Origin of the sequence: Levilactobacillus brevis (assembly GCA_021383565.1) — a bacterium.
In the GTDB taxonomy this organism is placed as follows: domain Bacteria; phylum Bacillota; class Bacilli; order Lactobacillales; family Lactobacillaceae; genus Levilactobacillus; species Levilactobacillus brevis_B.
Genome location: CP079699.1, coordinates 2138785 through 2164108 on the forward strand (window position 1 = coordinate 2138785; position 25324 = coordinate 2164108).

The 25324-nt window shown below is 52.3% G+C and carries 24 protein-coding genes; 15 read left to right on the plus strand and 9 right to left on the minus strand.

The features are described 5' to 3' along the window. The first annotated feature begins 5 nt into the window (after positions 1 to 5). Together KB236_09895 and KB236_09900 are read left to right on the plus strand one after the other, a co-directional pair. On the plus strand, positions 6 to 788 hold the full coding sequence (locus KB236_09895; GenBank protein ID UIF28831.1) for a class C sortase: 783 nt from the start codon (positions 6 to 8) through the stop codon (positions 786 to 788). Next, positions 789 to 1478: a class A sortase gene (locus KB236_09900; protein UIF28832.1), complete on the plus strand. Its 690-nt coding sequence runs from the start codon at positions 789 to 791 to the stop codon at positions 1476 to 1478. Positions 1479 to 2231: 753 nt separating this feature from the next. Here the strand turns inward: KB236_09900 and KB236_09905 are convergent. Together KB236_09905 and KB236_09910 are read right to left on the minus strand one after the other, a co-directional pair. Continuing rightward, positions 2232 to 3401 (minus strand): DUF2075 domain-containing protein, encoded by a 1170-nt coding sequence (locus KB236_09905; protein UIF28833.1) that lies wholly within the window; start codon positions 3399 to 3401, stop codon positions 2232 to 2234. 493 nt (positions 3402 to 3894) lie between these two features. After that, positions 3895 to 4134 carry a hypothetical protein gene (locus KB236_09910; protein UIF28834.1) on the minus strand — a complete coding sequence of 80 codons (240 nt, stop codon included), beginning with the start codon at positions 4132 to 4134 and terminating at the stop codon, positions 3895 to 3897. 167 nt (positions 4135 to 4301) lie between these two features. Between KB236_09910 and KB236_09915 the strand changes: the two genes are divergently transcribed. Beyond that, a complete protein-coding gene (locus KB236_09915) occupies positions 4302 to 4895 on the plus strand; it encodes an NAD(P)-binding domain-containing protein (protein ID UIF28835.1) in 594 nt (197 codons plus the stop codon). 84 nt (positions 4896 to 4979) lie between these two features. Here KB236_09915 and KB236_09920 read toward each other — a convergent pair whose 3' ends face one another. Beyond that, positions 4980 to 5426 (minus strand): GNAT family N-acetyltransferase, encoded by a 447-nt coding sequence (locus KB236_09920; protein UIF28836.1) that lies wholly within the window; start codon positions 5424 to 5426, stop codon positions 4980 to 4982. A 21-nt stretch (positions 5427 to 5447) separates the two neighbouring features. Further along, on the minus strand, positions 5448 to 6803 hold the full coding sequence (locus KB236_09925; protein ID UIF28837.1) for an FAD-dependent oxidoreductase: 1356 nt from the start codon (positions 6801 to 6803) through the stop codon (positions 5448 to 5450). A 94-nt stretch (positions 6804 to 6897) separates the two neighbouring features. Here KB236_09925 and KB236_09930 point away from each other — a divergent pair, with 94 nt between their 5' ends. The 7 genes from KB236_09930 to KB236_09960 all read left to right on the plus strand — a co-directional run bounded on the left by KB236_09930 (position 6898) and on the right by KB236_09960 (position 15211). Further along, positions 6898 to 7590, plus strand: a complete 693-nt coding sequence (locus KB236_09930; GenBank protein UIF28838.1) for an EAL domain-containing protein — start codon at positions 6898 to 6900, stop codon at positions 7588 to 7590. A 411-nt stretch (positions 7591 to 8001) separates the two neighbouring features. Further along, the gene (locus KB236_09935) at positions 8002 to 9888 is read left to right on the plus strand and encodes an Ig-like domain-containing protein (protein UIF28839.1); all 1887 of its coding nucleotides are present in this window, start codon (positions 8002 to 8004) and stop codon (positions 9886 to 9888) included. Between the two features lie 193 nt (positions 9889 to 10081). Then, complete coding sequence (locus tag KB236_09940; protein UIF28840.1) at positions 10082 to 12079, plus strand: TetM/TetW/TetO/TetS family tetracycline resistance ribosomal protection protein; 1998 nt, start codon at positions 10082 to 10084, stop codon at positions 12077 to 12079. A gap of 143 nt (positions 12080 to 12222) precedes the next feature. Then, on the plus strand, positions 12223 to 12681 hold the full coding sequence (locus KB236_09945; protein ID UIF28841.1) for a hypothetical protein: 459 nt from the start codon (positions 12223 to 12225) through the stop codon (positions 12679 to 12681). A gap of 125 nt (positions 12682 to 12806) precedes the next feature. Next, positions 12807 to 13472 (plus strand): type 1 glutamine amidotransferase, encoded by a 666-nt coding sequence (locus KB236_09950; GenBank protein ID UIF28842.1) that lies wholly within the window; start codon positions 12807 to 12809, stop codon positions 13470 to 13472. Between the two features lie 192 nt (positions 13473 to 13664). Beyond that, positions 13665 to 14213 (plus strand): DUF1097 domain-containing protein, encoded by a 549-nt coding sequence (locus KB236_09955; protein ID UIF28843.1) that lies wholly within the window; start codon positions 13665 to 13667, stop codon positions 14211 to 14213. A 110-nt stretch (positions 14214 to 14323) separates the two neighbouring features. Beyond that, positions 14324 to 15211 carry a proline iminopeptidase-family hydrolase gene (locus tag KB236_09960; GenBank protein ID UIF28844.1) on the plus strand — a complete coding sequence of 296 codons (888 nt, stop codon included), beginning with the start codon at positions 14324 to 14326 and terminating at the stop codon, positions 15209 to 15211. A 52-nt stretch (positions 15212 to 15263) separates the two neighbouring features. On the opposite strand, the gene KB236_09965 is transcribed toward KB236_09960, so the two are convergent. After that, positions 15264 to 15704 carry a MarR family winged helix-turn-helix transcriptional regulator gene (locus KB236_09965; protein ID UIF28845.1) on the minus strand — a complete coding sequence of 147 codons (441 nt, stop codon included), beginning with the start codon at positions 15702 to 15704 and terminating at the stop codon, positions 15264 to 15266. Positions 15705 to 15854: 150 nt separating this feature from the next. Between KB236_09965 and KB236_09970 the strand changes: the two genes are divergently transcribed. Together KB236_09970 and KB236_09975 are read left to right on the plus strand one after the other, a co-directional pair. Beyond that, positions 15855 to 16292: an OsmC family protein gene (locus KB236_09970; protein ID UIF28846.1), complete on the plus strand. Its 438-nt coding sequence runs from the start codon at positions 15855 to 15857 to the stop codon at positions 16290 to 16292. 15 nt (positions 16293 to 16307) lie between these two features. Next, a complete protein-coding gene (locus KB236_09975; protein UIF28847.1) occupies positions 16308 to 16721 on the plus strand; it encodes an OsmC family protein in 414 nt (137 codons plus the stop codon). A gap of 175 nt (positions 16722 to 16896) precedes the next feature. Here the strand turns inward: KB236_09975 and yaaA are convergent, their stop codons facing one another. Both yaaA and KB236_09985 read right to left on the minus strand, forming a co-directional pair. Further along, on the minus strand, positions 16897 to 17643 hold the full coding sequence (yaaA, locus tag KB236_09980) for a peroxide stress protein YaaA (protein UIF28848.1): 747 nt from the start codon (positions 17641 to 17643) through the stop codon (positions 16897 to 16899). A 150-nt stretch (positions 17644 to 17793) separates the two neighbouring features. Beyond that, the gene (locus tag KB236_09985; GenBank protein ID UIF28849.1) at positions 17794 to 19344 is read right to left on the minus strand and encodes a glycosyl hydrolase family 30; all 1551 of its coding nucleotides are present in this window, start codon (positions 19342 to 19344) and stop codon (positions 17794 to 17796) included. A 224-nt stretch (positions 19345 to 19568) separates the two neighbouring features. Between KB236_09985 and KB236_09990 the strand changes: the two genes are divergently transcribed. Then, positions 19569 to 20432, plus strand: coding sequence for an AraC family transcriptional regulator (locus KB236_09990; GenBank protein UIF28850.1), 864 nt, complete (start codon positions 19569 to 19571; stop codon positions 20430 to 20432). 70 nt (positions 20433 to 20502) lie between these two features. Here the strand turns inward: KB236_09990 and KB236_09995 are convergent, their stop codons facing one another. Beyond that, positions 20503 to 21480 carry an aldo/keto reductase gene (locus tag KB236_09995; protein ID UIF28851.1) on the minus strand — a complete coding sequence of 326 codons (978 nt, stop codon included), beginning with the start codon at positions 21478 to 21480 and terminating at the stop codon, positions 20503 to 20505. Between the two features lie 95 nt (positions 21481 to 21575). Between KB236_09995 and KB236_10000 the strand changes: the two genes are divergently transcribed. Continuing rightward, a complete protein-coding gene (locus tag KB236_10000) occupies positions 21576 to 21992 on the plus strand; it encodes a MerR family transcriptional regulator (GenBank protein ID UIF28852.1) in 417 nt (138 codons plus the stop codon). Between the two features lie 686 nt (positions 21993 to 22678). Here KB236_10000 and KB236_10005 read toward each other — a convergent pair. Beyond that, complete coding sequence (locus KB236_10005; GenBank protein UIF28853.1) at positions 22679 to 24058, minus strand: DHA2 family efflux MFS transporter permease subunit; 1380 nt, start codon at positions 24056 to 24058, stop codon at positions 22679 to 22681. A 251-nt stretch (positions 24059 to 24309) separates the two neighbouring features. On the opposite strand from KB236_10005, the gene rbsK reads away from it, so the two are divergent. Then, positions 24310 to 25233, plus strand: a complete 924-nt coding sequence (rbsK, locus tag KB236_10010) for a ribokinase (GenBank protein UIF28854.1) — start codon at positions 24310 to 24312, stop codon at positions 25231 to 25233. Positions 25234 to 25324 lie beyond the last annotated feature (91 nt).

Genomic DNA, 25324 nt, shown 5'->3' on the forward strand with positions numbered 1-25324 from the left:
TCCCGATGCGCAAATGGCTTGTGATCCTACTGGGATGTTTAGGTCTAGGCGTGATTGGTTATCCGGCCGCCAGTAACTTGGTGACCGGGTGGCGTCAGCAGGGGGTCCTAGTGGCCTACAAGAATCAGCTGAAGACGGCGAGTCGGGACCACCGGCGATCTCTTCAGCGGTCCTTGCAACGACAAACGACGGCTACGGGAATGGCGGTTATTGACCCGTTTAAGACCGAGACGGCCCGTTTCATGGAAACGACGCCGTTAGCGCTGGTGGCGATTCCCGAAATTGACGTGGAACTTCCCGTGTTTGTCGGAACCAGTGATGCGGTGCTTCAGAAGTATGCGGGATTGGTCCACGGAACGGATGTCCCGCAAGGTAAACGCAATCAACATAGCCTGATTACTGCGCATCGTGGGGCGCCCAATGCAACGCTATTCACGGACCTTCCGCGGCTGAAGCGCGGCGACCGATTCTACCTGAAGAATGCGTACGGGCTGATGACCTACGAGGTAACGACCATCCGGACCGTCAAGGCGGCCACGCGTCAGCCGATTCTCCGGTCGACAAGTAAAAATCAGGTAACGTTGATGACCTGTACGCCGTATATGGTGAACACGCATCGTTTGCTGGTGACGGGGGAGCGTATCCCCAACGAGACGCAAACGATTCCTAAAGGTAGATTCGTTTGGGATTGGTATAAGATAGGCTTACTGGTACTGGCGGTGCTGCTGTTGGTTGGCGGTGCGTGGACGGGTTACCGCCGTTATCGCCGGGTGAAGGAGGGAAAATAAATGGCCAAACGTAAGCGACGATTTAGAAAAAGTTCCCTCTGGCTGCTGGCGATGTTCCTGGTGGGGAGTGGACTGGTGCTCCTTGGTTTGACGCAAAAGTCTTCCATCACGCAAATGGGCGAAACGGCGCTGCGGGGGATGACGGTGGAAAGTATCCAGCAGGCTAAGCAGGCGTCCCGTGGTAAGACGACGCCGTTTAACTATAAGAAGACTGCGCAGCTGACACCACTGACGGTTGGTGGCTACGGGTTACGCGAGTTGGTGGGCCACAGCGGGTACGATGGCGCGGTCGGTCAACTTCGCGTCCCGGCAGTGGGTTTGGACCTGCCGATTGGCGTTGGCGTCAGTAATGCCGTGCTGGTTCGGGGAGCGGGCACGCTCAAGGCGGACCAGCAGATGGGTCAGGGGAATTACGCGCTGGCGGGACACTATATGACGGCCAAACGCCTCCTGTTCTCGCCACTCAAGGGCGTTCGTCAGGGGGATAGTATCTATCTGACGGATAAACGGCAAACCTACCGCTACAAAGTTACTCGCGTTCAAGTGGTTGATCGCCACCAGATCGACGTCATCGATGATGTCCCCGGTAAGCGCCTCGTCACCTTGGTAACCTGTGCCTCCGCGAGACGCGGCGAACCGAAGCGACTGGTGGTTCGTGGAGAGCTGCAGACGGTGAAGCGGGTGGTGTGAGGTGCGGGTAGTGAGAAGGAAAAGGCAGTTCTGAGACTGGATTGGATTCCAGGTCGGAACTGCCTTTTTGGTGGTTGGGTGGAGTGGGGAAATTTGAAAAATGTTTCATGTGAAACAAGAATATTTCAGGTGCGGGGAAATACTGATTAAAAAAGCACCTAGTCTCCTATTAGGGACTTACCCCTACATCTGTGGGGAATACTTGATTGGCGTGCCGGCATTAAAGTCATCTGGAGGATCACCCCCACGTCTGTGGGGAATGCCGCAACAATGTGCTGGCGAATAAGCAATATTTACAAGACCACACAAACCGATCAGTTTACTCTTACAGCATACAATGTTGAGGATAGATTAACAATGAATATGACGGGACTTAATTATAAAGATCGGCAATGCTTCTAAAAGCTACAGAAGAGATATCATTGGAATATTTAAATTTGGAGTATGTTGTTATTTAACAAGTCAGGTAGGAATCCACAACAAGTATATTTTGGAATTCAATAAGTCTCTTTTGAGGACTCATGCCAAAGTTGGAATAATCAAGCAATACTCCACCTGATACGAAGTAAGTTGGGTAATTTCGGAAACCCACTTGATCTAAATAAGACGGGTATACTAGGTTTTAGAAAACATGGGATACGCTCCAATGGGCTTATTTAATCTTGAAAAGCATCACCCAAGACAAAAAGCTCCCCCTAGCCAATGGTAACCGCTAATTAGAGGAAGCTTTACACCAATGTATTTCAAGAAAAACTATTTCCCAGTCGTTCCCAATTCCAACAATCGGTGGCGCAGTGCATCGTCGTAGGCCGTCAGGTACAGGCCGTACTTACCGCGCTTCATCAACACGTTCAGAACGTTAGCGATGAAAGTCTTGTACTCTTCTTGGGTGAAATGCCGGTCCTTACGCTTCTTGAAAATTTCCTTGTGGGAGTATTTTTCAGGAATGATAGTCATCGTATCCGTCTGTGGGTCGTAGCCAAAGGACGGCCCGATAATCATGCCCACGTAGTTCAGATCAAAGCCTTGTAGCGTGTAAATCGTGCCGACCTGCGTGATGGAGCCTTCTCGCTTGGCCCAGTGGGTACGTTGCGGATCCCATTCGTCCCACGGAAGATTGAAGCTATCCATCTCCACGTTGTGCCGGCCGTCGATTCGCGGAAAGCCCGAGGTGGCAACCATCCGACTCATGCCGACTTCTTTATTCCGTTGCTTAATCTTGTCAAACATGGCGCCGGCCGTGTCGAACATCTTGAATTCAAAACGACTATCGTCCGGGAAGGGTTTCATGGGTTTCTCGGCGGTTAAGTCGTCCATCCAGGCGATCTGATCGTCACTGGCGACCATCCGATATTGGAAGTTCATACTAAATAACTTATGTGGATGGTTACCAATCGTCTTATAAAGTAAGTTCTGGTCCCAATACATCTTAGACTGGAAGACCTGATCAAAGTCGTAAACGACCACGACCACCTTGGCCAGATTCATCAAGTCTGTCAACTGGTTTTGCCCGCGATAGTGCGCGTACGGTTCAGACTTGGAGTAGAGTAGGTGGGCTTCATCAACGAAGATGATGTCGTATTTCTTATGGTTCTTTTGTGCGTAGTTAATTAGCGACGTTGGACGCCGAATCTCGCTGGCTTTCATGTTGGGAATGGAGGCGGCCAGGTCGCGATAGGCCTTATACAGCTCCGGGTGATTGACCACCAGTGAGGTCTTGTAGTGCCGGTCGGTCATGTACTGCCGCACCAGCTCCATCAGGACAACTGATTTACCGGTCCCCGCAGCGCCTTCGATGATGGCCACGGAAGACGTGTCACCGGTCAGACCCTGCTTGATGTAAGCGTTGAGGTTGGTGATCACCGATTTTTGATCGTCCGAGAGATCATCGACAAAGAATTGTTCTTGTAAAATTTTATTCATGTGTGCGTGATAACTCCTACTATAAAATTTAGTTAGCCGTTCGTAAAAAAGCTATTGCTATTATAGCAGTTACGAGGGGAATTGCCGTCGCTTTCCGGGATTTAGATACCAAATTGTAAGTGAAATCGTTTTCGAAAGAATTGATCTTTCGAAAATAAAACGCCCACCAAGACTTGAAATTTCTTTCAAGACACAGTGGGTAGGTTATTTTTAAGTGAACAGATAAGCAAATGCGTTGCGCTAGCCCTTGTCACCGGCCGAACCAATACGAATCAGATGATACATCTTGCCTGTTTTGGCATCGATGGCATGGGATTCGTAGTTCCAGTAAGGTCGTTTGGAATGCTTGGGCCGAACGAGGTAAACGCTGATAAAGGTATAGTAAGTAGTTGAACGCTTCGTTTGATGCTTGACGTGATTGGTATTCGTAAAAATATTGAAAGTACCCGAATAGATGGTATGTGACCGCCCATCGTAGCCGTTATAAACACTCTTATAGTATTGTTTTGTAAAGGTTGCTGGAATAGGGCAGGTGGTATTTCTTACGAAGCTGTTTCATGGTGTACCGGGTCTTACCAACCTTGTATGTTTTGGGTCCCTTTTTCTTCTTATGGACCTTTGCCTTCTTGGCGACTGCGTAGGCGGTCGTTGTGGCCGATAGCGTGGCGCCCAATCCTAACAAACAGGCGGCGTTTACTAGGATAATGGTTAAGTATTTGACTGGTTTAAACACCTAAATCCCCCCTCAATTGGGTTTAGTATGACGAAAGTCGGGGGCTTTTTCAAAGCTAGCTTTCCCCGAATTATGCCTTGTACAACGCCAAAGAGGCAAATCACTTCTCTTCGCCACCAAACTCCCGTAGACTAGTCCTAGCAAGTCTTACTGAAAGGGTGATTTCTATGAAAATTGGGGTTGTAGGTTCTGGTACGGTCGGCACGATTTTGACGCAAACGTTTAGTCGCGGGGACAATACGATTATCCTCAGTCACGCCGGTGGAGCGGCCAGTCTGGCGGCGCGGCATGCGGAATTTGCCGACAACGTGACGTTTGACGAGGTGACCGTGGCCTTGCAGCAACCACTGGTCATCATCGCGGTGCCCTTTACTGTCGCGCCCGATGTGCTCCGACAGGTGACGGACTACCAGCAACGGATCGTCGTGGACGTGACCAATCAATTTACCGCCGATTTCAAAAAGATTGATACACGACCATTGACCGGAAGCGAGGTCATCGCCGCCGCGGCCCACAACGCGCGAGTCATCAAGGCCTTCAACACGTTGCCGCACGAGCTCATGACGGGGCAGGTCGCCGGTCCTGGTCGCCGGGTGCTCTTCTATGCTGGGGATGATCGTGAGGCCAAACGCACTTTCGCCGACCTGGTGAAGCCCCTCAATTTCCGGCCAGTTAACCTGGGCAAACTCCGTCACGGTGGCAGTGTCATGCAAGTTGGTGGCGGTCTCGGACACACGGCCTTCGTCCAGTTGGATGAGTAAGCCGCCTTTGAAATGTTTCATGTGAAACATGACTTCAAAAATAGCGCGCCAGTCTGGTAACTTCTCCCGACTGACGCGCTTTAATTAACTAAGTTTTTTATACAAGATACGATTCAGCCGGCCAAACTGATCTTCTCGGCGATCGACCAATTCGTAATCCAAGTGCTCGTATAGACCCACGTGGCGGGTAACGATGTACAGTTCGTCGATACCTGCCGCCTGGGCCGCCGCTTCCGCCTGCTGGACCAAACGCAAGCTGATCCCCTGACCGCGATCATCGGGACTCACGTAGACCGAGCTAACAAACGGAGAGTAGGGCGTGTCGGGCACGATGTCCGTTGCCAACAGCGCGCAGAAGCCGGCCATTTTATCGCCGTCCGTGGCATAGACGACGCGTTCCCACTGTTGCCACGTGGCGGTCTTCATGCGCTTCGCGAGGTGGGCGCCGGCTGGCCAGTCAATCGTCCCGATCTGTTCGGCGGCGGCCAACCAGGTGGCGCTGTGTGGCGTTAATAAGTGGTAAGCAGTCACGGTGATTCCTCTTTTCTTCAGTTAAGTTCTGAGATACCCGTTTTCTTGATCTACCGCCTTTTGTGCGGCGAGATTTAGGTAGTTGAAGGGTTCGTTGAAGTTGGGTGAAAATAACATGTCCAGCATGGCCAGTTGGTCGATGGTCCCGCCGTTTTGCATGACGCCCGACACGGTATTAGCCGCCTGCGAGACGTCGTGTTCACACATCAGCTGGGTGCCCAGAACCTTTCGTGTATTACGATCGTAAATTAAAATCACGGTAATTGGGTAGGCGTCGGGCATGAAGTCTGGACGGTAAGGCCCCGTGTAGGTGACGCTCGCCGCATTAATCTTGGCTTCCCGCGTCCGAGAAAGCGTCAGGCCGGTACAGGCGACCGTGTGATTGAAGACCAACATGCCCGTCGTGACCTGGGTGCCAATCGTTCGTAGTCGACGCTCAAAGACGTTGATACCGGCCAGCGCACCCTGACGGATGGCGTGAGAGACCAGCGGCGCATAGGTCACCGTCTTAATCGGATTGTAGTGGCTCACGGCGGCGTCCCCGGCGGCTAAAATGTCGCGGTCCGAGGATTGCATGTAGTCATCGGTTAAAATCGCCCCGTTCTGGGCCATGGCAACCTGACCCTGGAGAAGCTCCGTTTGGGGGATAACGCCCGCACTGATGGCGGCCATATCGACCTCGAAGTCGCCGGCCTCTGAATTTAACAGGAGCTGACCATCCGGCGCGTCCTGAAAGCCGGTCACTCGGGTGTTAGTGAGAACGTGAACGCCCTTATCCGTGAGCAACTGCGCAATCTTCTCAGATAGCTCCGGCTCAACGTAATCGTCGAGTAGGTGCGCGGGCTGTTGAATTAAAATGACCTCGTGCCCGGACTCCCGATACCCTTCGGCTAGTTCAATGCCGACGTAGCCGCCCCCGATAATGGCGACCTTTTGTTTTTGAGCGGTATAGGTACAGATGTTATTGGCCTGACTGTAAGTCTTGCAGAGCAGGACGCGGGGATTCTCGATGCCTGGAATGGCGGGAATCGCCGTGATCGAGCCGGTCGCCATGATGAGTTTGTCGTAAGTCACGGTCGTCTGGGCCTTGGTGATGAGGTTCTGGACCAACAGGGTGTGGTCGTGAGCGTTGACGCGGATGACATCATAATTTAGGTTCAGGTCGACGCCGCGGCGCGTGAAATCAGCGGGTTCCTGGTACTGGGCGTCCGACAACGCGCGGACGGTCCCCTTAATATGTAAATACGTGGCGCAAGACAAATAAGAAATGTCAGACTGGCGCTCATAGACGACGATTTTCGCCTGGGGATAATTTTTAAGAATTTGTTTGACCGCAGCGATACCGGCGTGCGTGCAACCAATAATCACGACTTTCATTTAGACAAGCCCTTTCTTTTTTAACTTATTTCGGTCTTTTATAGTATACTGATGTTATAGTTAATGCAAACCATCCATTTAGGGGGTATTTTTATTGAAAATCACGTATCGTTATTTCGTTCAACCACAGATTGATACGGCCACTAAAACTATTTTTGGCTACGAGCTGTTGATGAAACAACTTACCCCTGATGGCTGGCGACTGCCAGAGTCCTTTTCCGCCATCGACCCGCAGATTATCGCGGATCTTCTCGTGGAGACGACCAAGGTGTTATCACTCAAGGTCCGCTACTGCTCGGTGAATGTGAGTCGCGAGCAGTTGATGACCACGCCGATTACCAACGCCATCATTAAGAGTCAAGAACAACTCTACCCCACGAAACTAGTGGTGGAGTTAACCGAAGACGATGGTCCTCAGAAGTACACGATGGCCGACCTGTTGCCGCAACTCAAGCGGTTCATCGACCAGGGAATGGAACTGTCCCTCGATGATGTGGGGACGGGTGATAATTACTTTAAGGATGTTCAAGAACTATTGCCGTTAGCCTCAGAGATTAAATTTGCTTTGCAGAACTTCAACCGGGATTTCAAAGATCCCCATATTTTACAGAAACTCCACTTCTGGCACGCGATTAGCGCGGAGTATGGTCTACGCCTCGTTTTAGAGGGGATTGAGGACCAAGCGGATAATCGCCTCAGCAAGAAGCTGGGGATTCGGTTGAAACAAGGCTACTACTTTAGTAAACCACAATTGTTGAAGTTACCACAAGATACTTGCTTGACCTAAATGAAGATTTTGACCCATTAGTGGGCAAGAGTAGGGCTACTGGTCGAATTGGCTGGTAGCACTACTTTTTTATAAATAAAATTATAATAGAATACAATAAAAATAATTTACAATTCTAATGGTCTTTGGGCGTGATTATCTGGTATACTGGAGTCAGAGAAAAAGTGAAGTTGATATTCTGATGGGACTAGCCGGTGAGAACTAGGGGTTGGTTAGTCTGATTAGGTTGAGAAGTTTAAACAGAAGGATGAGCGTTGGGCCTACGACAATTAAATTGATGGTAAACCTAATTAACTTCTAATCCAGCTAAGCGTTGGTTGAAAGAAACGGAAAATGCGCTCAAGGAAAGGATTACATACAGAGGAGGCATTTGTCATGATCGTGGGGAGGATGGTTCGGCTGCTTGTCGCAATGCTGGCTGTCTTAGTGATGATGGGGATTCGTCAGCAAATGGCGCAGTCACGCGAGGTTGTTGTGTACGCGGCGACGATTCCGGGGATGCAGAAGCCTAGCCCGGCACCGATTGGGATGTTGGGTTTGTATTTGAATACGGGATTTAATTTACAACCCGCGGATGTTTATACCTCTGTTGGGCATGAGAAGATGTTGAGTACAGGAACTGCTCATTCTGTACTTGATTTACTTTATCTTTATGCTACGGATCATTTCCAATGGGCACAGTCAGAAGATGAGGGGGTTAATTGGAAAGATATGCCGGGAAAAGACGGCGCTAACTTAATGGTGACGCCTGAGAAGGTAGGGACAGTCTACTATCAACAAAGATTTAAGTACTATCATATTATAAATACGTGGCCGCAAGTTGTTACACTTCCGTTAGTACCAACGACCTACTATTCACGTGTCGCTGCCATAACTACCTTTCCAGTCCCAATCTCTGCAACAGATTTAACCGTAACAACTGATAACGACTATCTGTATAACAATCAGAAAGATGCGCAACAAACTTATGTCCATGCCACGCCAACGCCGGTAAATGCCACTGGGGACATCATCTGGTCGAGTTCGGATACGAGCCTGGCAACCGTTTCTGAACACACGGGTGAGGTGACGGCGAATATTAGTGGTGAGACCGGAGTCGTCAAGATAAAAGGGACGCTGACCAATTCAGATGGGACGTCTGTTGCGGCTGAGGTACCGATTACGATTGGTGGTGGCCTAGACTCGCAAACGGTTGATGAGGGGCAAACGGCAACGTTTACGATTCGGGGAAAGTTCGATCAAACACCCGAGAATATCACGTGGTATCGCGTGGATAATCAAGGACGCAGTACAAAGATTAACGGGCAATCTGGCTTGAGTTACACCACGCCGGCGTCTACTCAGGCGGATAATCAACAACACTACTATGCCGTGGTGACCATTAAGGATGCCGGTGATAAACTGCACCCGATTACGACTAATCAGGCCCTACTAACCGTAATTCCAGATCCAACGCCAAAGGTGACCGTCACGAATACGGTGGAAAATTTAAGCACGAATAGTAAGCCGTCAACTACGCTCGATAACGTACACTATAATGATATCTGTCAGATAACAGGGACGGTGACGGATACAAATGCGGCGTCTAAACTAGATGATGGTGACTTTTCCATTAATTTACCGAAAGATGCGGACGGCATCCTTGTAGAGGTGGATGGGAAACCAGCTGGATACAAGACTACAGACAATGGCGCGCAGAAAAATTACTTGGCGACTGGTCAGAGTTTCAAGGATGAAAAGACGCATACGTTTAGTGTGTCATTCATAAACCATCAGAAGCAAAATTTAAGATATTCAACCGGCGTTACATTTCAGGGATACGCCGATAAGAGTCGCAGTCAGTCACTGGGTACCTTTACAGGGAATGATGTCCAGCTAAACTTTACCGATGGCAAATTGAAGGCCGTTGCTAATGATGTCGATTTCGGCCGCCTAACGATGCAAAATCTCGGGCAAAATTTACCAGGGAAAGCCGCTGGGGATGGGGAATTGTTGGATATTACGGATAATCGGCAAAATAAGGCCGCTACTCGCATCGATTTACGCCAGTCGGCACCGTTAAACAATGGGCAAGCGAATCTGGCCGCTACGATGAGTTTTGATCCCGGGAGTAAACAGGCGCGGTTACCTTTGTCGACTGCAGACCAGACGCTTGTGACGACCAAAGCTGGCGATACCTTGTCTTCAATCGGCGGGGCACAGGGGCAAGGGCTAACCATTAAGGTGACCACTGGCGACTTCCAGCCAGGGACGACGTACACGACCCAATTAATCTGGAGTATTGTCACGGGACCATGAGATGTTTCATGTGAAACAAGTTGTCACCGGGAGATGAGGGCCGAGTTGATTTAATCCAAGTGAAACTCAGAATTTCGTTAATCTTGGTAGAGATAGTATAATAGTTAAGAATGACGGTTGTCGAAACAAGACGGCGGTCGCTACGTACCAGACTTAGCGAATTAAATGAGCAATTCGAAGGAGTAAATCAACCATGAAGCACATCGTAGCGGGAATTATTGCCCACGTCGATGCCGGGAAGACCACGCTGTCAGAGGCGTTGTTATACCGGTCCGGCGCGTTGCGGCAATTGGGGCGCGTGGATAACGGCGACGCCTTTCTTGATCCCGATGATCTGGAAAAACAGCGTGGCATTACGATCTTTTCCCATCAGGCGAGTCTCCAGCACGGTGACCTCGATCTCACGTTACTGGATACCCCGGGGCACGTGGATTTTGCCTCCCAAACGGAACAAGTTTTAAGTGTCCTCGATTATGCCATCTTAGTGGTTTCGGCCACCGATGGCATTCAGGGGTATACGCGGACGTTGTGGCGCCTGTTGCAACATTACCGGGTCCCCACGTTTATCTTTGTCAATAAAATGGACGCGGATACCGCCGACCGTGAGCGGGTCTTGGCCCAGCTCCAACAGGTCTTTTCGCCGGGGTGTATTGCCTTTAACGATGAGACGACTGCGGACGGGGCTATTCCAGCGGCGTCCTACGAGGATCTCGCCATGCAAGACGACGCGGTACTGGCGGACTTCTTGGATAGCGGCACGGTGGCTGATGCGACCGTGCGTCAAATGATTCAGGCACGTCAGGTTTTCCCCTGTTACTTTGGGGCGGCCTTGAAGTTGGCTGGGATTGACAGCCTACTGGCGGGCCTCGAACAGTGGACGCAGGCCGTGACCTACCCCGCTGAATTTGGCGCGAAGGTTTTTAAAATTTCTCACGACGATAAGGGTGAGCGACTCACGTGGTTGCGGTTAACCGGGGGCGTTTTAGCCAATAAAGACGTGATCCTCGACGAACAAAAGGTGAATCCGCTACGGGTGTATGACGGGGCTAAATTCACCATTCAGTCCCAAGTGACTGCGGGTGAAGTCTGTGCCATTCCTAACCTGACGGCGACACATCCGGGTCAGGGGTTGGGTCAGCAGGCCGCGGGACGAACGCCGGAAATTCAGCCGGTGTTAAACTACACGTTGGACCCCAAGGACAATGATATTCACACGTGTCTGACGATTCTCCGCCAGCTGGAGGACGAAGATCCTCAGCTTCACGTGGCGTGGTCCAGTCATTTACAAGAGATTCGCGTTCAGATCATGGGCGCCGTTCAATTGGAAATTCTCCAGCAAATCTTACGCGAACGATTCAACCTCGACGTCGGTTTTGGCGCGGGGAGCATTCTCTACAAGGAGACGTTGACCCAGGCGGTAGAAGGCGTGGGCCACTTCGAACCGTTGCGTCACTACGCTGAAGTTCACCTCCTCATGCAACCAGCACCGCGGGGCAGTGGCGTCACCTTTGCGGCCGACTGTGACTTGGAAATTCTCGGGAAAAACTGGCAGCATCAAGTGCTGACGAGCCTGCGGGCCAAGGAACATTTGGGTGTCTTGACGGGCGCCCCACTGACGGACGTCAAGATTGCCTTGGTGACCGGTCGTGCCAGTATCGTGCATTCGGTGGGCGGTGACTTTCGTGAGGCCACCTGGCGTGCGGTACGGCAAGGTTTGATGATGGCGCAGGCAGCTGGTCACGCTGAACTGCTGGAACCATGGTATCGTTTCCGGTTGGAGGTCGGTCAGGAGCAGGTCGGTCGAGCGATGACGGATATTCAGCGCATGCATGGGCAGTTTGATACGCCCGACACAGCTGCTGGTACCAATGCAGCTGCGGGCATGACGGTTCTGACGGGAACGGCCCCGGTCAGCGAGATGCAGGGTTACGTGCAGGAAGTCAATGCCTACACGCACGGTCAGGGCCAACTGGAATGTTTGATCGACGGCTACCGACCGTGCCACAATGCGGCGGAAGTCGTTGCGGCCGCGGATTATGATCCGGTCGGTGATTTGGATAACACGCCGGGGTCCGTCTTCTGTGCGCACGGCGCGGGCTACCCCGTTCACTGGGATGATGTCCCGGGGATGGCGCACGTGGATTATGCGTATTCGGCGGCTGACTTGGCAAAATTAAAAATAACGGAATAATTCCCTAAACGGCGTGATTTATCCTCAAAATCACGCCGTTTTTAGCCCCAACGTCACCATTTGGCGCCCATAACTTGTATAATCAGAGGCGGAGTTGGCAGGGAGAGTCTCCAACTTCAAAATGCAGGAAAGTAGGGGATGTTATGTTCAAGAAGTTACTGGGATTAAGCACACTACTCGCCGTGGGGGTCGTAGGTGGCCTGCTGGGTCCCGCCCAACCAGCCGCTGCGCGCTCGCCTAAAACGTTGCGGGGAATAGCCTACACGCACACCACACCGGTGCGGTCGCGGGGAACCTGGTACAACTGGGACAAGGAGATCGGTGCGAACAAGATTATTGTAAAGAAGCACCAGGTCAAGTGGTATTACCGGCAACATAAGCAGGGAAAGTGGCATCACGAACAGACCTTAACCGGCAAGAAGCTCTACGTTTATCACCAGACGTTACAGCATAAGAAATTGTTTGGCTTCTACGCAGCTTATGAAGATGACTTTAACTTCTTTTACACGGGGACAAAGAAGATTCACGGCAAGTCCGTCAAATATCTCTCCTCGGCCGGACTGTATACGTATTATCATGCGTGGAAATATGCGACTCGTTAGCGCTACCAAGCAGTCCTAGTCTGACGTAAGTTTCATGCGCCGCGCTACTGTGCTATACTATGGCCATTCTAGGGATTTGCAGGCGATACCCAGGCTAACATTGCCGTCGATGGAAAGGAATTACCATGCGTCTAAATGTTTTGCAACACACGTCTGACGAGGGACCCGGAGCCATTGTAAGCTGGGCTCGGCAGCGAGGATATACGCTGTACACGTATCATCCCGACCAATTCGGTCAGTTACCGACGGCGGATGAGACGGACCTACTCGTTGTTTTGGGTGGTCCCATGAGTCCTAACGATGAGTATCCTTGGATCAAGCAGGAGCGGGCCCTCATTAGGGAGCTTTTGAACCGCGACGTTCCTATATTCGGCGCATGCTTCGGTGCGCAGCAGATTACCAAGACGCTGGGGTATCCGGTAACCAAGGCGCCCGCTAAGGAGGTGGGCTGGGCCCCGGTTTATCGGCAAGGTACCGTGATTCCCGGGTTATCCGCCCAACTGAATGTTCTCCACTGGCATGAAGAGATGTTTACCTTACCGGAGACGGCCCAGCTACTCTTTTCTAGTGATCGGGTTGCCAATCAAGGATTTGTCCTGAATCATCGGGTCGTGGGGCTACAATTTCACATCGAACCGGAGGCCGCTAATGTTTGCGAAATGGTCATCAATGACTTCCCTTACATTGCGGGCTCCGTACTCCAGCAAACGGCGGCAGATATTCTAGCAACGCCAGTCCCCGCGGAGAATCGGCGGGCTTTATTTCAAATCTTAGACTATATCACGTCTTAATTGGCCAATCCAAATAGTGGTGAACTGAGAACCAGTCAGTTTGCCACTATTATTAATAATTAACGATTGATAATTAGCATCAAACCAATTTGTTACAACGTTTTACCCATTTCCCTTGCCCTCCCATCAGCTATCCTGTAAACTGACAATTACACAAATTATGCAAACGTTTTAACGTAAAAGGGGTAGCTCATGAAAATTAGTAAAAAAGTCTGGTTCGATGCGCTTGGCGTTGGGCTGTTCACGCTGGTCTACAGTCTGATTATGGGGGGCTTGTCGCTATGGATGGGATCCGCGGCCTTTATTGCCGTCTCGTATTTCTTTGGCGCCGGTTTTCCCAAGGACAAGCTCTGGAACATCCTGCTGAGCTTTGCGCTGGGGATTGTCTGGGGGCTGATTGCCTTTCGCCTGCTACAGATTCCCAGCCTTTCGTCGCTATGGCCCAGTGCCGTGATGTTTGGCGTGATGACCTTTATCGTCTTGTTTCTGCAGGGGACCATCATGAAATTCACCGTTGTGCCGGCCTGGCTCATTGCCTGGGGGACCACGATGCTCATCATCACCAATATCACCGTCCACAACTGGTCACTCTTTGTTGTCCAACTCTACGGGTCCATGTTGCTGGGGATCTTCGTGATCGGCTACGCCTCGGACGCCTTTAACTGGGTGATGTTCCGGCTATTTCCGGATAAGAAAGCAGCTAAGTCACCAGAAACACTCGCCGAAGATGAACAGGATTAAATACTAAGGGGCAACGCCAAAGACTGGCGGTGCCCCTTTTAATTGGCAGCATTTCACCAGATTCTGTCTTTCTTCTCGGGTTTTTGCTAAGCTGAAAGGGAGGTGATTTCATGCAGATACAAGAAGGTTACATGCCGTTTCAAACGTACCACACCTACTACCGAATAGTGGGGGACCTGCACAACGGGCAAACGCCGCTGTTACTGTTACACGGCGGTCCCGGGTCGACCCACAATTATTTCGAAGCGTTCGATGAACTGACGGCCACGACCGGGCGGCCCATCGTGATGTACGATCAACTCGGTTGCGGGCAGTCGGACATGCCGGACGACCCGCAACTTTGGCGTGCGCAGACCTGGGTGGCCGAGCTGCAGGCCCTGCGTGACTATCTCGGGTTGACCAAGATTCACCTATTGGGACAATCGTGGGGTGGCATGCTGGCCATCATCTATCTGTGTGACCACCAGCCACGGGGAATTCAGAGCCTCACACTGGCCAGCACGCTTTCGTCGGCCCAGCTCTGGGCGCGAGAACAGCACCGGATGATTGGATTCATGAGTGTCGCGGACCAGTCGGCTATCGCGCAAGCCGAACGCAGCGGGGATTTCACAACACCCGCCTATCAGACGGCCAATCAACATTTCATGACGCGTCACGCGGCCGGCCCCGTGACGGCGGACTCGCCGGCGTTCTTACGGCGGGCTAAACGGCCGGGCACCGTGGCCTACAACACGGCCTGGGGACCCAACGAGTATTTTCCCACGGGGACCCTCAGAGACTACGAGTACACGGCCAAACTCGCTCGGATCACGACGCCCACGTTGGTCACCAGTGGTGTCAATGACCTCTGTACGCCGCTTATCGCCAAGACGATGGTCGATCACCTGCCAAACGCCGAATGGACGCTGTTCGCCCACAGTCGGCACATGGCCTTCATCGAAGAACCGGCCGCCTATCTGGCACGGTTGACGACGTGGTTGGCACAACATGATGCGTAAATTAAAAATGCCCACTAACTTAATCGAAAGTTAGTGGGCGTTTCGCTTGGTCTTAAAGGTCGTTCGCGTTAGCCATCATCTGTTCCATCACCCGATCGAGCGTGTCCAGATCGGCTTGCGGAATGCCGGCCGTCACCTGTTCGCGGAAGGCTTCAGCTAGCGGAATACTTTGCTTTAACAGGTTTTCACCTGCCGTCGTCAGCGTGAGTAGGCGGGCACGGTGGTCCTTGGTACTGACCGCCACCGTGATGAGCGCGTCGGCCCGCAACTGATTGACGATTTTGACCATGCTAGGGCCGGTGATGCCGATGAGCTCGGCCAGATCGCGCTGCCGGATTTGGGCCTGCTGATCGATGTAGTAGAGGGCCATCCAGGCGCTGCGGTTGATGCCCATGGGGGTCAACGCGTCGTTGAATTTATTGGCGAAAAGCTTACTACTGCGGGAAGTAATGCACATGATACAGCTGTCCAAGTCGAATTGAGATGTTGCCATTGAAGTCACCGCCCTCGAAAGAAATTAGATGCCTTATTATACCATGTATCGAATTAAAAGATAGATAGTTAGCTAACTATTTACTTTGCTCAGCTGTTCATTATAATGAAGTTGTAAGCGCTTATCAAAACGAAATAGGGGGCTACACCAATGGAAAGATATCAAGCAACGGCCAGAAAAACCATGTCGGGTCTACAAGTTGACGTTCATTCTCGTGGCGTACATACCACCATCGACGAGCCGCAGAGCTTGGGTGGGACGAACACGGGGATGAATCCAGTGGAACTACTCTTGAGCTCACTGGGCACGTCCCTCCAAGCAACGGCGGCTGAATTGGCGCCGGAAAACAAGTTTGAATATGAGCAAATGACCGTCAATCTAGAAGGTGATCTGGATGCTGCTGGCTTTATGGGTGACCCAGACATTCGCAATGGATTTCAAGAAATTCGGTATACCCTTCAGTTCAAGACGCAAGCCTCGCAAGCCGAATGCGGCCGCTTTGCGGATTTGGTAGCGGCTAATTGTCCGGTCGAAGATATGCTGAAAAATGGGGTCACGGTCGCATTAGATCAAGTTGAGATTGTTTAAAAGGAGGCCGTCAACATGGCAATGGAGACGTTTAAAGTTCAGGTAACCAGTACCGACCAACCGAAAGAATATCAAGCAACCGTTCGCGATTTTACGGTAAAATTAGCGCCTGATTCCACGACGGCCAACAGCCCTCACGAGGCGGTGTTACAAGCGCTCGGGGCCTGCGAGGCCATCGTGATGGCGTCCTTCAATAAGCAACAGGGCTTCACCTACCGGGATGTTTACTACACCCTAGAAGGGTTAAAATCTAGCGATGCCCAGCGCCCGGGACTGGAGCGCATCGGTGTGGCCGTTCATTTGGATACGCCCGAGTCGAAAAAAAAGTGTCAGGAATTTATGACCTTTACCGAGAACACCTGTCCGGTCATGGACAACTTAACCCATACAGTTCCGGTGAAGCGGACCGGTGTCACGGTCGTTGCATGACATCATCGCACCAAGCTAGGGGCCTGAGACCAAACGTCTTGGGTCCTTTTTTGTCGCCAATGTTTCACATGAAACATTGGCGGTAATTCTAAAGAATAGTTAAGGATTCGCCCCGGCGCGCAACCAAAACCAGATTTTTTACATTAGTAAGAGTATAGGGGGAATGTGCGGCCTCCTAGTGCCGATAAATAAACACCAGCTCACTAGCCGTCGACCGGTCCGGTGCGTACTGCCAGTCGGGATGGTCGAAGCGCGTGACGGCCGCCACCGTCTGGACCTGATGCTCGGCCAAGAAGCGGACCATTTCACCGCGGGCCATCTTGGCCAACGTCGCCTTCACCTTGAGTTGGCCGTTGACCAGACTACCGAAGACGACGGTCACAAAGGGTTGTTGTGGCGCGAGGTAGGGTCTGATGGTCTTGGCGTATTCCTGTGAGGCCAGGTTGATAATCGGTTCTGGCGTCGGCGTCAGCGCACGGTACAGCTGACTACCCCAGAAGGCGTAGAGGTTATGGTGATGATTAACGGATAACCGTGACTGCATTTCCAGCCGGTAGGGGACGACGCCGTCAAATGGTCGCAGAATCCCGTAAAAACCGGAGAGAATGCGCAGGTTGGCCCGCACGTATGCCAGTGCCGGTGCGGTAAACAGGTCGGGGGCCATGTACTGGTACTGAATGCCGCTGAAGGCCAGCAAGGCCGGCGTCAACTGGCGGGTTAAGTCGAGTTCTTGCAGCCAGGCGTAGTTCGGCCGGGCCAGCTTGTTGCTACAGTGCCAGAGCGCCTTGGCTTGGTCGTAGTCGAGTTGCCGCAACCGGATCAAGATTTGGCGTGTCTGGTCCAGATACTGCGGCCGGCCGTCACAGGCAAAGGTGTCGGGATCGACAACCATCTTTTTGGCGGGCGCAATGATGATTTTCACGGCAGAGACCTTCTTTCGGAGAGATTTCGATTCTAAGCGTAGCATAGTTTCGCAGTTAAGACGCCAAAAAGAGCTCGGACCGGGGCCCGAACTCTTGGGAATCAAATTTAATTCAGCGAGACATAAACGTTGCGCTTAAAGACGTTAGGCTTAAACGAGCTGGCTACCGGCACTCTGGCCAGGCGCCACGTCATCGTGGTTGGCCGGCGTCGGGTTCAGTGCAAAGTCATCGTCGGCGGGGATGGTCGAGGTGTTTATCTCGCCATCGGACTTGTGTAGCGTGACCGTACCGTAAGCGGGGACCGTCGCGATTTGCCAGTGATCGCCATCGCCGTTAACCGTCACGGCCGCCTTGATGGGCGTGTCCGTTGGGTTGTAGAGGTGGGCCACGATGTCGCCGTTAGCGCCGAGAAAGGCCACGGAACCGAGACTACCGGTATAGCCGTCCTTGGTGTAATTGGTCGAACCGATGACGGTCGAGCCAGTCGGTACGTCTTGGCCGAAGTTACGCAGCATGAAGTACTCGAGGTTCCGCTGAACCTTCCCGGTGGTGTGGTCGATGGTGACAACCCCTTCCCGGCCGGTGGAATCCGCGGCGTTTGGCAAGCCCCGTTCATCCAACGCGAGGTTCCAGAGCGTAATCATGCTCAGGCCGTTGTGAACCAGCCAGTTGCCAATCACGCTGAACATGATGTGAGCGGACTCTTCGGGGTCATCGGTCATCATGCAGCGCCGTTCGGTCATGACCACGTCCCAGTTGGGATAGGTCCGGTTGGCGTTGTAGAGGTTCTCAAATGGCCCGGAGTAGGTGTGAACCGCCAGTCCGTCAAAGGCGGCGGCCTCGGCCGGCGTCACTTCTTCTTCGATTGGCTTGGTCAACGCGTGGAAACTGTCGTCCAGCAGGTATAACTTGGTGTCGGGGAAGGCGCGATTCAGCGCTGGCCGCAGATACTTGTAGCCGAAGCTGGCCAATTCAGGAATCGTCCAGATCATGGCTGGCCAATGAGCGGCGTTCGAAGGTTCATTTTGAATCGTCAAGCCGTAGATCGGAATCCCCAACTTGCGATATTCTTCAATGTAGCGAATGAAGTATTGGGCGTAGATGTATTCGAAGCGGTTCTCTTCGGTGTAGCCGTTGCCGGTAAATTCGCCAAAGCGCAGATGACCACCGTGGGTCAAGTGACCGGTGTTTTTCATCCAAGCGGGACCGGACCACGGGGAGGCGATGATCTTCAGTGCCGGGTTAATTTGCAGGATTTCCTGTAAAACGGGCACGATGTTCTTTAGGTCTTTCGTCGCATCCGGTGCACCGGGTTGGCCTTCGCCAATGGAGAAGTGTTCCAGCTTGTTGTCGTGCTCGCCGTAAGGCATGTCGTCGTAGGTGTAGTAGGCCTGACTCTGGAAGTCACACGACCCTAAAGGTACCCGGACGCTCGAGAAGCCGCCTTGCTCAGGATCGAAGAGTTCGGTCAACAAGTCGTGACGTTGCTGGGCGTCCATGTCTTGCCAGAGTAAATGTGCGGCGGAGTCGGTGATGGCGGCTCCGGCCCCTTTCCAGTCTTGGTGCTTGTCGGTCGGATCGATGATGATCTTCTTGGCCGTCGCCGCGTCGGTCTGGTAATCCGGGGTGGCCAGCGGTGCACGCCGTTGGGTGAGGTCGCCAGAAGTCGTGGTCCAAAATTCGTGTTTAAATTTTCTCATAACTAAACTGCCTCCAATAGGATTCGATGATTGTGCAATAATGGTATAAGCGGGTCGAAACTCCAAGAAATAAGCCCGGGTACTCTTTTATCGTAACCGCTTACAGGAAAATCGTCCATGGCGATTACTACCTTGAATTTGTCCAAATGGAAACCAAATGGGATTGCCGCAACAAAGCCAACATGGTAGGCTGGAGCTAAGCTTTTAGAGAGGGGACGGGTTGGATGGCTCAACAATACTTGTTTCAGACCATTGAATCGAATATCTATCTGTATGCCGGTCATTTTCAACGGAACTTTCCCAGTTGGCACTATCCCCGGGAACAGCACCAGTTATTTGAGCTGATTACGGTATTGCAGGGGAGCGTGACCCTATTCATGGGACCGCGTCGGCTGGTAATTAAGGCCGGCGAGGCAATCATCATCACGCCGGAAACGCCCCACGAAAGCTTCAACTTTAGCGGGGATCGACTCCAGTTCTTCTGCTTCCACTTTAACGTGGGGGACTTAGAACTCAAGACGCAGATTATCAAAAATCTTGGAAACGTGGTGGCTCCTCGGGACTCCGCGGTTAGCCGCGCGGCGCACCAGTTCATCCAGTCGCTCATGGAATTGGAAGACCGTGATATTCAGGGCACGGCCCGTAAATTTCGGCTGGAGATCTTCTTTTTGGAGCTACTGACGACGTTGTCTCAGGCACAGCCGGTGGTGACGGCGGCGCAGGAGTATCCGGAGCGCGAGGTGGTCCTGGCACAGAAGCTGGCGAGTGGGCTCTTTCGCGATGACGGAACGCGCCGCACCTTTCAGGCGGTCTGTGCCGCCCGCAACGTCAGCACCACGTATGGTCACCGGATCTTCAAGCGCGTCTATGGCATTACGCCCAGTGGGTATGCGCACGAGCGGCAATTCAGCCGGGCCAAGGTGCTACTGGAAATCGGGGAGAATTCCATCGAAGACATCGCCCTACAGCTTAAGTTTAGCAGTCAGGCCAGCTTTAGTAAGCAGTTCAAGAAGTGGTCGGGAATGACGCCCAGTGCGTTTCGCAAGACCCAGCAACGTGACCACCAGTCGGCCGACTATCTCGTTTAGCCAATGTTTCATGTGAAACATCGGTGGCAAACAAAAAGCAGCCGGCCTAGGCCAACTGCTCTTGAAGACATTACCACATGTATTCGATGGGATCTTTGATGTATTTATTGTAAACATCGGTCACAACGGCCATCTGATCCGCCGTCAGGGGCTTAATCTCGGCCGCATGAGTGTTGCGTTCGATTTGACGAGGATTGCTGGCTCCTGGAATGACGGCCGAAACGGCGTCAAACATCAGGATGTACCGTAGGGCGGTATCGGCCAAGTTGTCGGTGCCGAGGCGTTCCTTTAGTTCTTGGGCCGCCTTGACGCCGGTCAGGTAGTCGACGCCGGAGAAAGTCTCGCCCTTGCTGAAGTGCTGGCCGTCTCGGTTGTTCATCCGGTGGTCGGCGGGATCAAAGTGCGTGTCCGCGGTGAATTTACCGGTTAGAAGGCCACTGGCCAGAGGGACCCGTGCTAAGATTCCCACGTTGGCCTTTTTCGCCAGGTCAAAGAAGAGTCTGGCCGGGCGGAGCCGGAACATGTTGAAGATGATTTCGACGCTGGAAATGTCATAGTCCAGCGACTTAATCGCCTCTTCGACCCGTTCAACGCTGACGCCGTAATTGGCAATCTTGCCTTCCTTTTTGAGGTCGTCCAAGGTTTTAAACGTTTCGGGTTGGTAGTAGATGCTCATCGGTGGGCAGTGTAACAGGACTTGATCGAGCGAATCGACTTGCATGTTTTGCAAGGATTCCTCCACGTATCTTCTGATGGCCTTGGGACTGAAATGGTCCGCGGTCAGGGGCATTTCTTTTCGCCCAACCTTAGTCGAGTAGTGGACATCGGGGTGGCGCTTAATAAATTGGCCGACGACCTTTTCGCTCATGCCATCTTGGTACCCATCGGCCGTGTCAAAGAAGTTAACGCCGCGGTCATAGGCGGCTTCCAGGGTGTCGAGGGCGTCCTTTTCGTCAAAGGGTGCGCCCCATTTGCCCCCGAGTTGCCAGGTGCCGAGTGAAACTTCGCTGATGTTGAAACCGGTTTTTCCCAACTTTCTAAATTCCATAGTGGTTAACCTTCCCTTCTGATTTATATTTAGCATAGCACTTGAAGCGCGCTTCAAGTAAAGTTTTTTATTTCGCAAGATAGGACTGATCAAACATGACAGAATTGACGATTTCAGAAGTTTCCCAACAGTATCACTTGGCGCCATCAACGTTGCGGTACTACGAGCGTTTGGGCTTGATTCCTAACGTGCAACAGCGGGGCAATCACCGCGTTTATAACGAGGCCAATTTGGAAAAATTAAACAGCATCGTCTGCTTTAAGAACTCGGGGATGAGCATGAGTGAGCTCCAAACATTGCTGAGCTATCAGGAAACGGGGACTGATTTGGATAAAATCTTGACGGTACTGAAAGAACACGAGGTCAGCGTCGCCCAGCAGTTGGCCAAACTGGCGCAGTATCACCGGCACATTACCCAGAAGGTCGCCTTTTACTCGGCTATTAAGGAAGCGGAAGCTACGGGCGCACCCCGGCCGGATTGGGCGGATTATAAGCCGGGGGATGAGCGGTAGGGGATTGGTGTTAGGTAGATTTGTGGTTGTTGGGACGTATGTAGAGGTAAGCCAGATTCTTCTGCTTAGAAAACTGAGTGTGCTCCGTTGATGGTTAGACTGGTTTAGAGCGTTAGATTTGCTCTTGTAGTTTATGTTACGGAGATTTGCGGCCTCTGAAACGCGTTCCCTCGGGCAGCCCCCTGCGCTTGCCCCCGATAAGCACCGGCGTTTGGCTGTTGCTAGTCACCCTCGTCCGACCCGTTTGATTGGTTCTTCGCGGGGATGATCCAGAAACTTGCGGCCTTTGAAACGCGTTATGCAAGCCAGATTCTTCCGCTTAGAAAAATAAGGAACTCCTGCCCGGCGTAGTTGCTAGTGGTTAGACTGGTTTAGAGCGTTAGGTTTGCTCTCGTAGTTTATGTTACGGAGATTTGCGGCCTTTGAAACGTGCTCCGTAAGCCAGATTCTTCCGCTTAGACAAATAAGCCGCTCCTGTCCGGCATAGCCGAACAGAAGCCCCTTATTTCCCTAATGCTCAGAATCTAAGCGGCTTACTCCGCACTCTTATACAAAAAAGCAGTCCCGCGTTCTACTCGGGACTGCTGTGGTAAGGTGCGGCGACCTTCGGAATGCTTACGCACCGATCGCTTTCCCTTACCTTGGTTTGGCACCATCAGCTAGTATCGCACGGGGCCGGTGGGAAGTCAACCTTCTTGGACGCCGCGGACTGTCATTAATTTGATGGACACGCCGAGCGCAATAATCAGAAAGGCCAGGCACATGGCAAATCCCGCTTGAATCCCCATCTGAGGAGCGTTGGGGTGGGACGTGAAAAACTTTGTCGCAAGGTTAATCGTCGCGATAATAATTGCCGTTCCAAATGACCCGGAAATTTGCCGCAACGTGTTGAACGTCGCCACGCCATCGGCCACGAGCCGGTTGGGCAAGTGCGTCAGGGCGTGCGTTTGAATCGGAATCAGGATTAACACCAATCCCAGTTGGCGGATAGTCTGCCCCACCGTCAACATGATCACCGAAGCATTAACGTCGATAAAGGCTTGCATGAAGGTCCCGAAACAGTCAATCAACAGCCCCGTGGTGACAATCACACGGACGGGGTAGCGGTCATACAGCCGACCACTGATGGGCGACATGACCCCCGTGAGGCATGCCCCTGGCAGTAGCGCAATTCCCGAGATAATGGGGCTCTGGTGCATGATGGACTGAATCAATAGCGGCAATAGAATGGTGTTGCCGTACATGGTCGCCACGATCAGCGCATTGAGGCTGGTAGCGGTGGTGAACTGCCCGCTCTTAAAAATCTTGGGGTTAATCAGCGGGTTGGCACTATGTAGTTGTTGCCGAATGAATGCGGTGGTAAGCACGATCCCAATCAGGAAAGGTACCACGACAAACGGTGAGGTCAGCGCGTACTGGCCGACATTTGAGAAACTCCACAGCAGGCCGAGGGACCCGAAGCTCACTAGAAACAAACCGAGACGGTCCAGCGTTGGCGATTCGTTCGTCGGGACGCTGGGTAACCGGTAATAGGCCAGAATCAGGTCGATCAGGATGAACGGCGCCACCAGAATAAACAGGTAGCGCCACGAGAAGTAAGTCAAAATGACCCCGGACAACGTGGGCCCAATAATGGGAGAAAAGTTGAAGGCAAGGCCGACAATTCCCATGACGGCCCCCTTCTTAGTGGGCGCGGCGTACCGAATGGCGAGGATATTGACCAGCGGCATCATGACACCGGAACCGGTGGCTTGAATCATGCGGCCGAGGATCAGCACCCAGAAACTCTGCGCCACACTGCCCAGGAGGGTCCCGGCCAGAAAGATGGCGGTAAACAGGATAAATAGCCGGCGAAACGTGAATTTCTTAATCAAATAGGCACTCACGGGAATCATCATCGCGCTGACCAGCATGTAGCCGTTGCTGATCCACTGCACGGTCGATGAGTTGACGTGAAAGACGGTCATGAACGTTGGTAACGCAACGTTCATCAGGGTGGAACACAGGATACCGAAGAAAGTGCCAAGTACCATGATAAATAACGATTGCTTGATTTGCTTGGACATTGAATGGCCTTCTCTTCTCTATTAAATTGCACAACTTCTCCAATCATACTGATAATTGAAAAGTTAGTCAATCGGTCTAGGCAACCGATGAAACGCGAATCACCGGCCAATTCGCCATTGGCCGATACGTCGAGGCGTTAGTGGTCAAATTAGTCACTTATTCATACCAGTTACGCTTTTGTGAAATATATTGTAAGCGTTTATATAAACGGTGAATTGTGTTAATTTAGAAAGTAAAGAGGTGTCCAGGTATGAAAAAAAGTGACGTGTTAGTAATTGGGTCCAACATGATTGATCTGACAACTTATATCAACCGCATGCCCGTGGCGGGTGAAACCGTGGAGGCCGCCGACTTCTCGATGGGCTTTGGTGGTAAGGGAGCCAATCAGGCCGTGGCTGCTGCCCACTTGGGGTCGCAGGTGAGCTTCATCTCGATGGTCGGTGACGACAACTTTGGCGAGCAGCAAGTCGCTAACTTTAAAGCCGCTAATATTGATGTGACGGGCGTTGGCGTGGGCCACAAGAGTAGTGGTGCGGCACCGATCTTCGTCGACCCGACCGCCGACAACCGCATTCTCATTATCAAAGGGGCCAACAACGAACTCACGCCGGCCGTTTTGGATACGCATCTCGATTTAATTCAGAATACAAAATTAATTGTTCTGCAACAAGAAATCCCACTGGAAACTAACTACCACGCGATTGATTTGGCCAACCAGTATGGGGTGCCGATCCTGCTGAATCCGGCGCCGGCCAATAGCCATTTGGACATGGAACACGTGCGACGGGTCGATTTCTTCTCGCCGAATGAAACGGAGCTGGCGACCCTGACTGGCTTGCCAACGGAGTCGATGGACGAGATTTCCCGCGCGGCCCAGCGCTTGGTCGACATGGGCGTCAAGAATGTTTTGGTTACGATTGGGTCGCGTGGCGTCCTGTGGGTCAGTGCGACGACCAGTCAGCTGATCGATGCTGTCAAGGTCGAGGCGGTCGATACCACCGGGGCCGGCGATGCCTTCATCGGGTCGTTTGCCCACTACTTCGCGCAGGGGGACACGGTGCCGCAGGCCTTGCGTCACGCCAACGAGTACGCCGCTATTACCGTCACACGGCGCGGCACGCAGAAGTCCTATCCCACGGCCAAAGAAGTGGCTCAGCTGTACCAACCGAGTTGAAGTTAAGTAAGGGTTGTCCGATCAGCAATTGATTGGGCGCCTTTTTAATATCAGCCGACCGTCAGTCTGAGCAGATTGATTGCGCCCGCGT

Excerpts from the sequence above, each read along its gene's own strand:
- KB236_09895 (UIF28831.1), top strand. The coding sequence starts at position 6 with ATGCGCAAATGGCTTGTGATCCTACTGGGATGTTTAGGTCTAGGCGTG.
- KB236_09900 (UIF28832.1), top strand. The coding sequence starts at position 789 with ATGGCCAAACGTAAGCGACGATTTAGAAAAAGTTCCCTCTGGCTGCTG.
- KB236_09905 (UIF28833.1), bottom strand. The coding sequence starts at position 3,401 with ATGAATAAAATTTTACAAGAACAATTCTTTGTCGATGATCTCTCGGAC.
- KB236_09915 (UIF28835.1), top strand. The coding sequence starts at position 4,302 with ATGAAAATTGGGGTTGTAGGTTCTGGTACGGTCGGCACGATTTTGACG.
- KB236_09925 (UIF28837.1), bottom strand. The coding sequence starts at position 6,803 with ATGAAAGTCGTGATTATTGGTTGCACGCACGCCGGTATCGCTGCGGTC.
- KB236_09935 (UIF28839.1), top strand. The coding sequence starts at position 8,002 with ATGCTGGCTGTCTTAGTGATGATGGGGATTCGTCAGCAAATGGCGCAG.
- KB236_09940 (UIF28840.1), top strand. The coding sequence starts at position 10,082 with ATGAAGCACATCGTAGCGGGAATTATTGCCCACGTCGATGCCGGGAAG.
- KB236_09945 (UIF28841.1), top strand. The coding sequence starts at position 12,223 with ATGTTCAAGAAGTTACTGGGATTAAGCACACTACTCGCCGTGGGGGTC.
- KB236_09950 (UIF28842.1), top strand. The coding sequence starts at position 12,807 with ATGCGTCTAAATGTTTTGCAACACACGTCTGACGAGGGACCCGGAGCC.
- KB236_09955 (UIF28843.1), top strand. The coding sequence starts at position 13,665 with ATGAAAATTAGTAAAAAAGTCTGGTTCGATGCGCTTGGCGTTGGGCTG.
- KB236_09960 (UIF28844.1), top strand. The coding sequence starts at position 14,324 with ATGCAGATACAAGAAGGTTACATGCCGTTTCAAACGTACCACACCTAC.
- KB236_09965 (UIF28845.1), bottom strand. The coding sequence starts at position 15,704 with ATGGCAACATCTCAATTCGACTTGGACAGCTGTATCATGTGCATTACT.
- KB236_09970 (UIF28846.1), top strand. The coding sequence starts at position 15,855 with ATGGAAAGATATCAAGCAACGGCCAGAAAAACCATGTCGGGTCTACAA.
- KB236_09975 (UIF28847.1), top strand. The coding sequence starts at position 16,308 with ATGGCAATGGAGACGTTTAAAGTTCAGGTAACCAGTACCGACCAACCG.
- KB236_09985 (UIF28849.1), bottom strand. The coding sequence starts at position 19,344 with ATGAGAAAATTTAAACACGAATTTTGGACCACGACTTCTGGCGACCTC.
- KB236_09990 (UIF28850.1), top strand. The coding sequence starts at position 19,569 with ATGGCTCAACAATACTTGTTTCAGACCATTGAATCGAATATCTATCTG.
- KB236_09995 (UIF28851.1), bottom strand. The coding sequence starts at position 21,480 with ATGGAATTTAGAAAGTTGGGAAAAACCGGTTTCAACATCAGCGAAGTT.
- KB236_10000 (UIF28852.1), top strand. The coding sequence starts at position 21,576 with ATGACAGAATTGACGATTTCAGAAGTTTCCCAACAGTATCACTTGGCG.
- KB236_10005 (UIF28853.1), bottom strand. The coding sequence starts at position 24,058 with ATGTCCAAGCAAATCAAGCAATCGTTATTTATCATGGTACTTGGCACT.
- rbsK (UIF28854.1), top strand. The coding sequence starts at position 24,310 with ATGAAAAAAAGTGACGTGTTAGTAATTGGGTCCAACATGATTGATCTG.